Source organism: Photorhabdus akhurstii (genome assembly GCF_019090985.1).
Lineage (GTDB): Bacteria > Pseudomonadota > Gammaproteobacteria > Enterobacterales > Enterobacteriaceae > Photorhabdus > Photorhabdus akhurstii.
Genome location: NZ_CP020335.1, coordinates 1094750 through 1109357 on the forward strand (window position 1 = coordinate 1094750; position 14608 = coordinate 1109357).

A 14608-nucleotide genomic window follows, 5' to 3' on the forward strand; every position below is an offset into this window, starting at 1 on the left:
CGGCCATAATAAATAATCACGTATATAAATAATTTGATATTATATTTTCAAGGAGATATATGAAAAATGCAGTGCAAATTGTGAATGAGGCTTTAAATCAAGGAATTACTCTGTTTGTTGCTGATAATCGATTACAATACGAAACCAGCCGTGATAGTATTCCAGTGGAATTGTTCAGTGAATGGAAAAATTATAAACAAGAGTTGATCGATTTCCTGAGTCAGATCGATGCAGAAGAAGAAATTCAAACATATCAATTACAGAATATCCAACGTGATGGCAATGCAGAACATTATCCACTCTCATTTGCTCAACAACGCTTGTGGTTTATCGACCAACTTACCGAAGGTAGCCCCCAATATAATTGTCCCGGATATTTGAGATTACGGGAACAACTTAATTTCAACGCTTTTAAGGCTGCGGTAAAAACGTTGCTTGAGCGTCATGAGGCGTTACGTACCCATATTAAAATTATTGATAATGAACCACGGCAAGTCGTAGCACATTCCTATGATTTACCCATTACACTACATGATCTGACCGCATTCTCTGGAACTGAGCAAGAATCTCAAGTCAAAAGATTCAGCAAAGAAGAAGATAACTTGGTTTTTAATCTCAGTACTGATTTGATGTTGCGTATTCGTCTGATAAAGCTGGCTGAAAATGATTATGTGATTATCTATACCATTCACCATATTGCCTGTGATAGTTGGTCAATAGAAATTTTTATTAATGAGCTTATCACCTTATATCGCGCGTATCATAAAGGAGAAATATCCCCATTACCGCCACTTAAAATCCAATATACCGATTATGCTCAATGGCAACGAAATTGGCTGCAAGGTGATATTCTGAAAAAACAACTGGATTATTGGCAAACTCAGTTATCAGGTATTTCTCCGCTTCACCGTCTTCCACTGGATAACCCACGACCAGAGAAACAGAGTTTCGAGGGGCATCTTAGTGAGCAACGTATTTCAAAGGATTTGACACAAGAAATAAGGGCATTATGTCACCAACATGAAGTCACATTATTCATGTTTCTGGAGACAGCCTTTGCCGTATTGTTGAGTCGCTACAGTAATGAAAAAGATATTCTGGTCGGGACACCACTTGCCGGGAGAAGGCACCATGATATTGAGCCTCTGATTGGCTTTTTTGTTAATTCTCTGGTGATCAGAACCGATTTATCCGGCCAGCCTACTTTCAGTGAGTTATTAAAACAGAACAGTCGTACTATCCTGGATGCTTATGCTCATCAAGATTTGCCATTTCAAATGCTGGTAGAAAAAATAAGTCCGGGACGAAACTTAAATTATAACCCTATATTCCAAATCGCGTTTACTCTGGAAAATACTCAGCGTGATACGACACTGGCGCGGGATAATAATATTGAACTTGAAGAGCGTCTGCTTCTGAAAGTCCGATTTGATTTGGAAATTCATGTTTATGAAGAAGAGGAAGGAGGATTATCCCTGTTATGGGTTTATGACAGCAGCTTATTCAGAAATATAACTATTGAAAGATTACTCGCCAATTATGAAACCTTGCTTGCTAATATTATTAATGTAATGAAGCCATGTATTGGTTTCGATCTAATACACAGGGAACCCTCTGTCCATAATATTCCACTGTTAGCAGAGGCTGAAATACACACTTTATTACATGAATGGAATGGCCTACAGGATCATAGCCAGCATAGCGGCTGTTTTCATGAACTGTTTGAGGAACAAGCTGCCCGACATCCCGAAAAAACAGCCGTTGTTTTTGACGGCAATTCATTAAGTTATCGGGAGCTAAATAAACAAGCTAACCAACTCGCTCACTATTTGATAGAACAAAAGATCAAACCAGAAACATTGGTCGCGCTCTGTATTCCTCGTTCAATACGCGCTGTAGTCGCGCTACTGGGGATTATTAAAGCAGGGGGAGCTTATTTGCCGTTAGATCCCAGTTATCCGAAACTCCGTCTTCAATATATGTTGGAACACAGCGAAGCTGAGTTCATTCTGACCGAAACAAATCTGATAGAAAAACTCCCAATCAGCCAGCAGAAAGTCGTCTGTTTGGATACGGAGACAATGCAATCACAATTGCAGCACATGCCTACGGACAATATCGCTGAACGCCCATTCCCAATAACGGAAAATAATCTGGCTTACGTCATTTATACCTCTGGCTCTACGGGTAAACCAAAAGGGGTTATGTTGGAACATAAGGGGTGGGTAAATCTGGCACTTTCACAGGCGGGTTTATTTGGTGTTGATTCATATAGCCGGGGATTGCAGTTCGCTTCCTGGAGTTTTGATGCCATGATCTTAGAAATATCTATGACACTGGCGTATGGAGCAGCGCTTTATTTAATTTCAGAAACCCAACAGCATAGCCCTGAATATTTGGATGAGTTAGTTGATAAACACCAGATTACCCATGCTGTATTACCGCCGGCTTTGCTGCCTTATCTGGACTTTAACAAATGGCGTTCCGTTTCAACCTTGCTTTTAGCGGGGGAAGCGGTACCACCACAAATTGCTGTTCGTTGGTCACAGGGTAGAAAACTGTTTAACGTCTATGGCCCGACAGAGTGTACTGCCATTGTGACTGCGGGCTTATTAACTGATGACAAAATTACGATTGGGAAACCATTGCCCAATACCGTTATCCGTATTCTTGATCCATCAGGTAATTTGGTGCCTATTGGTGTTGCGGGGGAATTATATATTGGCGGCATCCAACTGGCACGTGGGTATTTGAATGCTCCTGAAACAAACGCAACGAAATTTATTACTGATTTGAAGGATAAATCTCAACGTTTATACCGAACAGGAGATTTAGCCCGTTGGTGGCCTGATGGTCGTGTGGAATTTATTGACCGGATTGACTCTCAAGTCAAGATTAGAGGATTTAGGATTGAATTAGGAGAAATCGAAACAGCATTGGTCGGACATGATGCCGTAAGCGGTGCTGCGGTTATTACTTATGGGAACGATAAAAGATTGATTGCTTATGTTTGTCCAACCAAAGACTGGCTGGATAAAAAAGGGCTGAAATTTAATACCGACAACCCTTCTCAATCCTCCGATATTAAAGCTGAACTTTCAGAGCAACTTGAATCAGCACTGAAAAAACAATTACCAGAATATATGGTTCCAAGCCTTTATATTCCGCTAGAGCGAATGCCACTCACGTTAAATAACAAAGTGGACAAAAAAGCGTTGCCTATTCCAAATGAAAATGATTTCCGACAACAAGGTTATGTCGCGCCAAGAAATGAAGTGGAAGGAAAAATCAGTCAGTTATGGCAAGAAGTGTTGGGCGTTAGTCAAGTCGGCATTTATGACAACTTTTTCGTGCTAGGTGGTCACTCTCTTCAAGCAACCCGCCTTATCAGCTTAATACGCAATGATCTAAACATTGAAATACCGTTGAGCAGTGTCTTTGAGCATCCAACACTTGAGCAATTAGCACGAATCGCCACGATTTATCAGGTTAAAGAAAAAAGAAAGCATCTCCAGGCTGGGCAAGAGACAACACAGGAACTATTGGAAGGCAATATATGAAAAATGCAGCACAGATTATCAATGAGGCTTTAAATCAAGGGATCACTCTGTTTGTTATTGATAACAAACTGAAATATAAAACCAGCCGAGACAGCATTCCTTCGGAACTTCTCAGTGAATGGAAGCAATATAAACAAGAATTGATTGATTTCCTGAAGCAAATCGATTCAGAAGAGGATACGGATGCTCACCGATTGCAAGGTATTCCTCGTTATGAGCGTGCGGAACATTACCCACTTTCATTTGCTCAACAGCGTTTGTGGTTAATCGATCAACTTACCGAAGGCAGCCCTCAGTATAACTGTACAGGTGATTTCAGATTGAGAGAGTCGCTCAATCTCAAAGCCTTTGAGGCGGCTGTAGCAACATTGCTTGAACGCCATGAATCTTTGCGTACTTATTTCAAAATTATTGATAATGAGCCACGGCAGGTTATCGCTACTGCTTATGATTTGCCTATTACAATACATGATCTGTCCACACTTTCAGAATTTGAGCAAGAACAACAGCTTAAACAACTTGGCGAGCAAGAGTGGAAACAAGCTGTTAATCTCAGCACTGACCTGATGCTGCGTATTCGGTTGCTAAAATTAACAGATGATGATTATTTCATTCTCTATACGATTCATCATATCGCCTGTGATGGCTGGTCGTTGGCAATCTTTATCAGCGAGCTGCTGACATTATATCGCGCTTATTGCCAAGGCGAGGGTAATCCTCTTCCGCCATTACTAGTTCAATATACTGATTATTCCCAATGGCAACGGGATTGGCTGCAAGGGGATATTCTGCAAAAACAACTGGATTACTGGCAAAACCAATTATCAGGTATTTCGCCGCTTCACCGTTTTCCACTGGATAATCCACGACCAGAAAAACAAAATTTTGAAGGGAATGTTCATCCACAACGTATTTCAAAAGCTTTGACCCAAGAAATTCGAGCACTGTGCGCCAAACATGAAGTGACGTTATTTATGTTTCTGGAAACGGCTTTTGCTGTGTTGTTGAGTCGTTACAGTAGTGAAAAGGATATTCTGGTTGGCATGCCGCTTGCAGGCCGAAGACACCGTGACACTGAGGCTTTGATTGGATTTTTCGTCAATTCATTGGTGATAAGAACGGATTTATCCGGTCAGCCTACATTCAGTGAACTATTAAAACAAAATAGTCGTACGATCCTGGATGCTTATGCGCATCAAGACCTGCCTTTTGAGATGCTGGTGGAGAAAATCAGTCCAGAACGGAATTTAAATTATAATCCTATTTTCCAGATCATGTTTGCAGTACAGAATAATCAACGAGATACAACGCTGGAGCAGGATAGCATTGTTACATCTAAAGAACGTTCCCTTCTGACCACCCGATTCGATTTGGAAGTCCATATTTATGAAGAAGACGAAGGTGAGTTATCCATTGGATGGATCTCTGACACCAGCCTGTTCAGAAATGCGACCATTAACAGATTAATCGCCAATTACGAAATTTTGCTGACTAATATTGTTGATGTGATGAAGCATCATGCTGGTATCAGCGAGCCGTCCGTTCATGACCTTCCATTATTGGCAGATGCTGAACGGAATACCTTACTGCATGAATGGAGCGGGCCACAAATTCCTTATCCGACCGGGAAATGTTTCCATCAACTCTTCGAAGAGCGGGTATCACAATACCCTGAAAAAAATGCGCTGATTTTGGGCGATGACACCCTGAGCTATCAGTCATTAAATGAGCAAGCTAACCAATTGGCGCACTATCTGCTTGAACAAGGGATCATACCGGACACGTTGGTCGCACTTTGCATACCAAGGTCATTACAAGCGGTTGTGGCATTATTGGGTATTCTTAAAGCGGGTGGCGCTTATGTACCGTTAGATCCCAGTTATCCGAAAGCCCGCCTCCAATATATGTTGGATCACAGTGAAGTCGAATTCATCCTGACCGAAACTCATCTGGTTGAAAAACTGCCAATTAGCCAGCAGAAAGTGATTTGTCTGGACACAGAGATAGTCCAGTCTCAGCTACAACATATGCCTACGGATAATATTACTGAGCGTCCACTTCCGCTCACGGAAAATCATCTGGCTTATGTGATTTATACTTCCGGCTCTACCGGTAAACCGAAAGGGGTGATGCTGGAACATAAAGGGTGGGTTAATCTGGCATTCTCGCAAGCAGATTTATTTGGCATTGACTCACATTGCCGGGTGTTGCAGTTTGCCTCCTGGAGTTTTGACGCCATGATCTTAGAGATGTCTATGACATTGGCCTATGGCGCAATACTCTATTTGATTTCTGAAACCCAACGGCGTTCCCCTGAATTGCTGGATGAAGTGGTTGAAAAACATCAGATAACTCATGCTGTGTTACCACCCGCGCTGCTTCCACATCTGAATTTTAACAAATGGCGTTCTGTCTCAACTTTGCTTTTGGCGGGTGAAGCGGTACCACCGCAGATTGCTGTTCGTTGGTCACAGAATAGAAAACTGTTTAACGTCTATGGCCCGACAGAATGTACATCCATTGTCACCACAGCGTTACTCACTGACGAGAAGATTACGATTGGAAAGCCTTTGCCTAACGTTGTGATGCGTATTCTTGATCAGGAAGGTAATTTGGCTCCGATGGGCGTTATCGGGGAACTGTATATTGGCGGCGTTCAGTTAGCACGTGGTTACCGAAACTCGCCGGAAATCACAGCAAGGCAGTTTATCCGAGATCCATTCAGTTCACATGTAACGGATGGCAGGGAAAACAGGCTTTATCGAACCGGCGATTTAGTGCGCTGGACGCCGGATGGTCAGTTAGAATTTATCGGCCGTGTTGACTCTCAGGTTAAGATCCGTAGTCACCGTATAGAGTTGGGTGAAATCGAGACAGTTTTGTCCGGGCATGATGCTTTAAGTAGTGCTGTTGTGATCGCTTATGGTCAAGATGAAGATAAAAAACTCATTGCGTATGTTTGCCCAAGTACAGAGTGGTTAGGTGAAAAAGCGGTTGAGTTTAACGCAAGCAGCGTTGAGAACTGGACAGAAATTTTTGATGAGCAGTACCGTCAACCCACAACGGATAGTACTCGAAAAGAGAGCATTCAGAACGGTGATGCAGTCGCATCAGACAGTGATTTCGGTGGCTGGATGAACAGCTATACTGAACAACCGATTGTCCTTGAGCAAATGGAGGAGTGGTTAGCAGGAATCATGCACAGGATTAAAGCCTTGCATCCTCATCGCTTACTGGAAATCGGTTGTGGTACCGGATTATTGCTGTATCGCTATGCTGAATGGTGCGAATCAGTGGTGGCGACCGATATTTCGGCTGAGGTTTTAAATCGGCATCAACATATTCTGCAACAACGTGGCTGGTCACATGTGCAGCTCAGAAGAGGAGATGCACTCAATTTAGGAACATTGAGTGCTGATGAATTTGATACTGTCGTGATTAACTCTGTTGTCCAATATTTTCCCAATGTTCAATATCTGGAAAAAGTACTTGAACAGTTAATTCCGGCGGTTGAAGCGGGTGGGAAAATTTTGCTGGGAGATATCCGCAACTTAGATCTATTAACCGCCCATGCTACAGCGATAGAGCAAAGTCATCTTAACGGGCAGCGTATTCAGGTAGGGACGCTGGCGAACCGTATTCAGCGGCGTTTACAACAAGAACCCGAGTTTTTACTTAGTCCAACTTATTTTGCCCAATTACCGGAGCGTTATCCTGAAATTGGCCGGGTTGATATTCTGGTTAAACGTGGCATCGGCGACAATGAAATGTTGCGTTATCGTTACGATGTCATATTGCATAAAAGCGATGAAAACACCAAATCTTGTCATGAATTACTGTTAAATTGGCATAATTTCGATTCTTTTGAAAGTCTGCGTAATTTATTGCAGATGGGCGCAGAGGATATATTAGGTGTTTCAGGTATCCCCAACGCCAGAATTAAAGATGACCTAACTTTGGCAGAAGGGCTGCGTCACTGGTCAGCCAATCAGATGATCACGCCACCAGAAAATGCTGGCAGTTTCTCCCCACAGGCATTACAACAGGTTCGGGAATTCGAATCCTTACTGCAATACGCTGAACAATGTGGTTATCAATGCGGCGTCACGTGGTCACAACAGCAACCTGATTTGCTGGATGTGATTTTTAGTCGTGGAGAGTTACCACCGGTACAAGCACGCACTGACTATAATCAAACCCATTTAGCTAATTATCCGCAAATTTCGGCCATTAGTGGGGAACTTTCAGAATTACTCGAATCCGCACTGAAACAACAATTGCCAGAATATATGGTTCCAGGTCTCTATATTCCTTTGGAACGAATGCCACTCACGTTAAATAATAAAGTGGATAAAAAAGCATTACCGATCCCAAATGAAGACGATTTACGCCGACAGAATTATGTGGCGCCAAGAAATGAAATGGAAATTAAGATCGGTCAGTTGTGGAAGCGGTTATTGAATGTCAGTCAAGTTGGCATCTATGACAATTTCTTCACATTGGGTGGACATTCACTACAGGCAACCCGCCTTATTAGTTCAATACGTAACGAATTAGAAATAGAAGTTCCGTTGAGAAGTGTTTTTGAACACCCGACACTTGAGCAGCTATCACAGATTGTCACTATTCATCTTATCAAAGAAAAAAGAAAACATTTCCAGGCTGGGAAAGAGACAGCGCAAGAACTATTGAAGGGTGAGATATGAGAAATGCCGCGCGAATTATTAATGAGTCTTTAGAGCAGGGAATTACTCTGTTCGTTACTGATAACCGTTTACAATACGAGACTAGCTGCGGCAGTATTCCACCAGCCTTGCTCAGTGAATGGAAACAACATAAACAGGAGTTGATTGATTTTCTGAACCAGCTCGATTCAGAAGAGCAAACTCATCACTTTTTGCAAGATATTCAGCGTGATGGCAAAGCGGAACATTATCCGCTTTCATTTGCTCAACAACGACTATGGTTTATTGATCAACTGGATGGAGGAAGTCCCCAATATAACTGTATGGGGGATTTCAGGCTGCGGGAATTCATTAACATAAAGGCGTTTGAATCAGCCGTTAAGGCATTACTTGAACGCCATGAAGTCCTGCGTACCTATTTTAAAATCATCAATAACGAACCGCGGCAATTTATTGCCGCTGATTATGATTTACCGATTACACATCATGATTTATCTGCGTTGTCTGAAACTGAGAAAAACGATCAGGTAAAACAACTTAGTAAGGAAGAAGAGAATCTGATTTTTAACCTTAGCGCGGACCTGATGTTGCGCATCCGGTTAATAAAATTGGCAGCAGATGATTATCTTATTATTTATACGATACATCATATCGCCTTCGATGGCTGGTCGATGGCAATATTTCTCCATGAATTTTTCACGTTATATAAAGCTTATAGTCAGGGTAAAGTAAATCCGCTACCGCCGCTGAGAATTCAATATGCCGATTATGCCCAGTGGCAACAGGGTTGGCTGCAAGATGATGTGCTGAAAAAACAACTGACATACTGGCAGAATCAGCTAGCCGGAATTTCATCCGTCCACCGTGTACCGCTGGATAATCCACGCCCGGAAAAACAAAATATCGAGGGGCGGCTTCATCTACAGCGCATTTCAGCACATCTTACCCAAGCAATCAGAGCATTATGTGCCAAGCATAAAGTTACACTATTTATGTTCTTGGAAACGGCTTTTGCCGTATTGCTGAGCCGCTATAGTAATGAGAAAGATATTCTGGTTGGAACCGTTATTGCCGGCAGACAACATCCTGATATTGAACCTCTGATCGGTTTTTTTGTTAATTCATTGGTTATCAGAACAGATTTATCCGGTCAGCCGACGTTCAGTGAATTATTAAAGCAAAACAGCCGTACCATCCTGGATGCTTACGAACATCAAGATTTGCCATTTGAGATGTTGGTGGAAAAGCTCAGCCCGGAACGAAACCTAAACCATAATCCCATCTTCCAAATCATGTTTGCAGTACAGAATAACCGACGTGAAGCAATACTGGGACAGGATGATATTATTGAACTCGGAGATAATTTATTTAGAACGACTCGGTTTGATTTGGAAATTCATGTTTTTGAAGAAGAGCAGACAGGCGAATTATCTATAGTATGGATTTCAAATACCAGTCTGTTTTATAGCAGTACCATTGAAAGATTTATCGCCAATTACGCAACCTTGCTTTCTGGCATTGTTGAGGTAATGACTGATGATTCAGTCAATAAAGAGCCTTCCATTCATGAACTCCCATTATTGTCAGAAGCTGAAAAGCATACCTTACTGCATGAATTAAATGGGCCACAGAACCATTACCCACAAGGGCGCTGCTTCCATGAGTTGTTTGAAGAACAGGCGGCGCTGAATCCTGAAAAAACCGCGCTGGTTTTTGGTGAGGAAAGCTTAAGTTATCAGGCGGTTAATGCTCAGGCCAATCAATTGGCGCATTACCTGATTGAGCAGGGTATCCAGCCAGATATTCTGGTTGCAATTTGCCTTCCCCGGTCGTTGCAAACGGTGATTGCACTGCTGGGCATTCTCAAAGCGGGTGGCGCTTATGTGCCTTTGGATGCCAGTTATCCGCAAGCCCGCCTGCAATACATGCTGGAGCACAGTGGGGCTGAATTTATCCTGACCGAAACACCACTGGTTGATAAATTGCCTATCAGTCAGCAGCGCGTTATCTGTCTGGATGTCGAAACGGTACAGTCATATGTGCAAAACCTGCCTACCGACAATATCGTTCATCGTTCAGTGCCCCTGACAGAAAATCATCTGGCCTATGTTATTTATACCTCTGGCTCTACCGGCCGGCCAAAGGGGGCGATGCTGGAGCACAAGGGTTGGGTGAATCTGGCACAAGCACAAGCCGCGCTATTCGGTGCGGATGCTGATATTCGCGGGTTGCAGTTTGCTTCCTGGAGCTTCGACGCCGCAGTGTTGGAAATGGCGATGACCCTGGCCTATGGCGCCACACTGTATTTGATTTCAGAAACACATCGCCGCTCGCCTGAATGGTTGGATGAGATAGTTGAAAAACACCACATTACCCATGCCGTACTGCCACCTGCGCTGTTGCCTCATTTGGATTTCAACAAATGGCGCACAGTTTCAACCTTGTTGCTGGCAGGGGAAGCTGTGGCACCGCATATTGCCGCGCAGTGGTCGCAGGGCAGAAAGCTGTTTAACGTTTATGGCCCAACAGAGTGTACTTCGATTGTGACTTCCGCCTTATTAACAGCAAATAAGCGAGTGACGATTGGAAAACCGTTGCCGAATACTGTGATGCGAATCCTGAATTCCGACGGTAATCTGCTGCCTCTCGGGGCTGTCGGGGAACTGCATATCGGCGGCATTCAACTGGCGCGTGGTTACCGGAATGCGCCGGATATCACGGAAAAACAGTTTACCCGAGATCCTTTCAGTACCAACTCGGCAGACCGACTTTACTGTACGGGTGATTTAGTACGCTGGACGCCGGAAGGTGAGTTGGAATTCATTGGCCGCCGGGATTCGCAGGTTAAAATTCGCAGCCATCGCATTGAATTGGGGGAAATCGAGTCGGTGTTGGCGGGGCAGGAGATTTTAAGTAATGCTGTGGTGATCGCTGATGGTCATGACAGCGAGGAGAGGAAACTCATTGCTTATGTTTGCCCGAGTACGAATTGGCTGGCGGAGAAAGCGGCCGCTTTTAATGCAGATTACAGCCAAACGCATTTAGCTGATTATCTGCGACTTCCTGCTATTAGAGGAGAACTTGCAGAGCTACTGGAATCCGCCTTGAAAAAACAACTGCCTGACTATATGGTGCCCAGTCTCTATATCCCATTGGAACGTATTCCACTGAATTTAAACAATAAAGTGGATAAAAAAGCGTTGCCTATTCCAGATGAAAATGACTTACGTCGTCAGGCTTATATCGCGCCGAGAGATGAAATCGAGGAAAAACTCTGTCAGTTATGGCAAGAACATCTAAAAATCAATCAAATTGGTATTTATGATAATTTCTTCTCACTCGGTGGTCATTCACTCTTAGCAGTTAAAATAACCGCTGCTATAAGAAATACGTTAACCAATCATTTCAGTATGCATGAGTTGTTTGCGAATCCAACTATTGCTCAGATTGCCAGTGTGATTCGTCACAGTCATAAGCATGAAATATCCGCACCAAAGACAACTCACAATATATCTGATCACAATATATTTGATGGAAAAATGCCTATTTCTTATTGTCAGAAAATGTATTGGTATTTTGTTCAAGAAGCGTTGTTGGAGGACAGTTTCCACGTACCCGTTACTTTGCTGATGGAGGGAGAACTGAATCACAGTGCGTTGGAAAAAAGTTTAAATACCATCTTGGAACGACATGAAAGTTTACGTTTTAAGTTTTATCAAGAAAATGAGCAGATTTTCATGCAGCCTGATAACAATATGAAAATCAATCTTCAAGTTATTGAAGCGTTACCAAGAGGAATCGAGAGAGAACAAATTATTATTGGAATTAACAAGCTCTGGGAAGAGAAATTAAGAACACCTTTTGATGTTTATAATGGCCCGTTAATCAAGGCATTCCTACTGTCTGTTTCGGAAACAATCACGGTATTATTGATTGATGTACACCATATTATCTCCGATGGATGGTCTATCAATATCATTATGAATGAGTTTAAACAGTTATATACCGCTTATTCACAGGGGCAAGAAAACACATTGCCACCCGTTGCCATGCAATATTCTGGTTATGTTTATGAGTTGCAAGAAATCCATGCGACTGAGGAGGCTAAAAAACAAATTAAATTCTGGCAACAACAATTTGCTGATGTTGATCCAGAACGCGATTTTCCAGTTTCTTTCAGAAAACATCTGGCTTCAAAATATCGGTCTCATGCCCGTCATATCAAAATACCTGATTCGCTGGATAAAGCTGTTTTGCAATATTGTGAAATTCATAAAATCACACCTTATATGTTATTTATGGCTTTGTTCCACACTTCTCTTTTTATGCACTCCGGTGAATCACAACATATTGTCACCTCGCCAAAAGCTGACCGAACTCGCATAGAAAGCCATCAAACAATAGGATTATTCTTGGGTGACTTGATAGTAAAATCCAATATCAATAAGGAAATGAGCCTACAAGGAATTATTAAGCAGGTTAGCCAGTCTATTCATCGCGCCATAGAGAATTCTAATATCCACATGTCTGTCGTGATTGACGTGGTGGGAGAAAAGGCGAGGGAGGGTATATTTAACGTTCTGTTTAACTATTTGGATGCACAAAATTTCTATGATTTTATCGACGTGTCTAAAGATGAAAAATTATCATTGCCAAATCTTGATGTGGAAGTGATAGATACCGAAATAATTCCCTTTGAATCACTTGGGATGAATTTCTTATACATGCCGCAAAATATCAGTTGTGAACTCCATTACAATCCGGAACTGTATACAGAAGCAGTCATTGATAGGATGGCTACATATTATGAACGACTGCTAAACGTCATCGTATCCGGTCAAGAAAAAGAGAGTATCAGCCAGTTTTATGACTGAATTTTTCTGAAACATAAAGAGATTGGCCTCAGGGATGAGGCTAATACATATAAGATTATCATCACACACGTTCAGGTAGCGGAATATATAGGAGTTAAGTTGCTGATGGTTTCTTACATAGAAAATAATATTAATAAAGCTGACATAGGTACTTTTTATCTGTTGTGCCTGAGCAATCCCTAGATAACGTTTGTAACTTTGGTCAGATTACCCGATATCTTTACTATGAAGTTTGATTAAGATATCAGGTATTGAGATTAACGTATTATGCGATAGTAATTTTGAGATTTACTCCACAAGCTGCTGCATAGCGCTCAAGTGTTGCAATACTTGCTTTCATTGGGTTTTTTTCAACCTTAGCTACTGCCGGTGGGGTAATTCCTAGTCGTTCGGCTAACTGTGAACTATTAATACCTGCTTTCTGTTTCATGCTTTGGATTAGTTCGTAGAGTTCTTCTTCCTGTTTAGCTGCTTCATAAGCGGCTTGAGCTTTGGGGGATGAGAGGGCTTTCGCCTTCACTTCTGAAAATGGAATACCCTTAACTTTCATCTGTCATTTCCTCTAATCTTTGTAATGCTAGTTTGATTTCTGCCGGTGGAGTCTTCGGGGTTTTCTTTATAAATGTGCGAAGTATATAAATTCTTCTTCCCTTGGCATAAGCAAAAATTGTTCTGGTGATGTCTTTGTTGCCTACTCTCAGTTGAAATAGCCCGTCTCTTAGCGGCTCTATATATATTTGATCTATATCTTGATATGTATCCATACTTGTAATATGCTTTGATATATACCAATCAATATTAGGAGGTTGTATGGGGCATATAGCTAAATTGTTTATGAATGGGAGGAGTCAAGCGGTACGTCTGCCAGCGGCTTATCGATTTGATTCTGATGAAGTTTTTATCCGAAAGGATCCTGAGACAGGAGATGTAATACTGTCCCGTAAGCCACACAACTGGGATGGATTTTTTGCGGCATTGAAGGGAACAGCTATCCCCGATGATTTTCTGAGTGAAGGAGAACGGTACCAGCAAGAGCAATCTCGTGATCCGTTCGAGGGATGGGAAGAATGAAGCATTATATGCTTGATACAAATGTAGTAGGGCATTTTATCAGAGGGCACTATTCAGTCGTGCAGCATGTTCTGTCTGTGCCAATGTCGTCACTTTGTATTTCAGCTATTACAGAAGGTGAATTATTGTTTGGGTTGGCGCGTCGCCCAGAAGCAAAGCGACTCCGTATAGCAGTAAGAGAGTTTCTCATGCGTATTGATGTTTTACCTTGGGATGATTCTGTTGCTGAACACTATGGTATGATCAAGGCTGAGATGCAAAAACAGGGTAAGATATTAGCACCACTTGATTTACTTATTGCAGCACACTCGCTAAATATGAAGATGATATTGGTTACAAATGATCGTGCTTTTCAATATGTACCGGGATTGCATATCGAAGATTGGACTGTTTAAATTGAGTAAACCGAGTAGTTACC

The 14608-nt window shown here is 42.2% G+C and carries 7 protein-coding genes; 5 read left to right on the forward strand and 2 right to left on the reverse strand.

Annotated features, from left to right (window positions below):
* Window positions 1-59: 59 nt before the first annotated feature.
* Genes B0X70_RS04765 through B0X70_RS04775 form a run of 3 tightly spaced genes read left to right on the forward strand, consistent with a single transcriptional unit; the run spans window position 60 to window position 13119 of the window.
* The gene (locus B0X70_RS04765) at window positions 60-3560 is read left to right on the forward strand and encodes a non-ribosomal peptide synthetase (protein ID WP_217471002.1); all 3501 of its coding nucleotides are present in this window, start codon (window positions 60-62) and stop codon (window positions 3558-3560) included.
* Window positions 3557-8266, forward strand: a complete 4710-nt coding sequence (locus B0X70_RS04770; protein ID WP_217471003.1) for a non-ribosomal peptide synthetase — start codon at window positions 3557-3559, stop codon at window positions 8264-8266. The genes B0X70_RS04765 and B0X70_RS04770 overlap by 4 nt, the downstream gene beginning before the upstream one ends.
* On the forward strand, window positions 8263-13119 hold the full coding sequence (locus tag B0X70_RS04775) for a non-ribosomal peptide synthetase (RefSeq protein WP_217471004.1): 4857 nt from the start codon (window positions 8263-8265) through the stop codon (window positions 13117-13119). The genes B0X70_RS04770 and B0X70_RS04775 overlap by 4 nt, the downstream gene beginning before the upstream one ends.
* A 265-nt stretch (window positions 13120-13384) precedes the next feature.
* Here the strand turns inward: B0X70_RS04775 and B0X70_RS04780 are convergent, their stop codons facing one another.
* Together B0X70_RS04780 and B0X70_RS04785 are read right to left on the reverse strand one after the other, a co-directional pair.
* A complete protein-coding gene (locus tag B0X70_RS04780; protein WP_214040179.1) occupies window positions 13385-13669 on the reverse strand; it encodes a type II toxin-antitoxin system RelB family anti-toxin in 285 nt (94 codons plus the stop codon).
* Window positions 13659-13883: a type II toxin-antitoxin system RelE/ParE family toxin gene (locus B0X70_RS04785; RefSeq protein WP_217471005.1), complete on the reverse strand. Its 225-nt coding sequence runs from the start codon at window positions 13881-13883 to the stop codon at window positions 13659-13661. Before B0X70_RS04785 ends, B0X70_RS04780 begins: the two co-directional genes overlap by 11 nt.
* 46 nt (window positions 13884-13929) lie before the next feature.
* On the opposite strand from B0X70_RS04785, the gene B0X70_RS04790 reads away from it, so the two are divergent.
* Window positions 13930-14190 (forward strand): antitoxin, encoded by a 261-nt coding sequence (locus B0X70_RS04790; protein ID WP_112896116.1) that lies wholly within the window; start codon window positions 13930-13932, stop codon window positions 14188-14190.
* Complete coding sequence (locus B0X70_RS04795; protein ID WP_217471006.1) at window positions 14187-14585, forward strand: type II toxin-antitoxin system VapC family toxin; 399 nt, start codon at window positions 14187-14189, stop codon at window positions 14583-14585. Before B0X70_RS04790 ends, B0X70_RS04795 begins: the two co-directional genes overlap by 4 nt.
* Window positions 14586-14608: the final 23 nt, after the last annotated feature.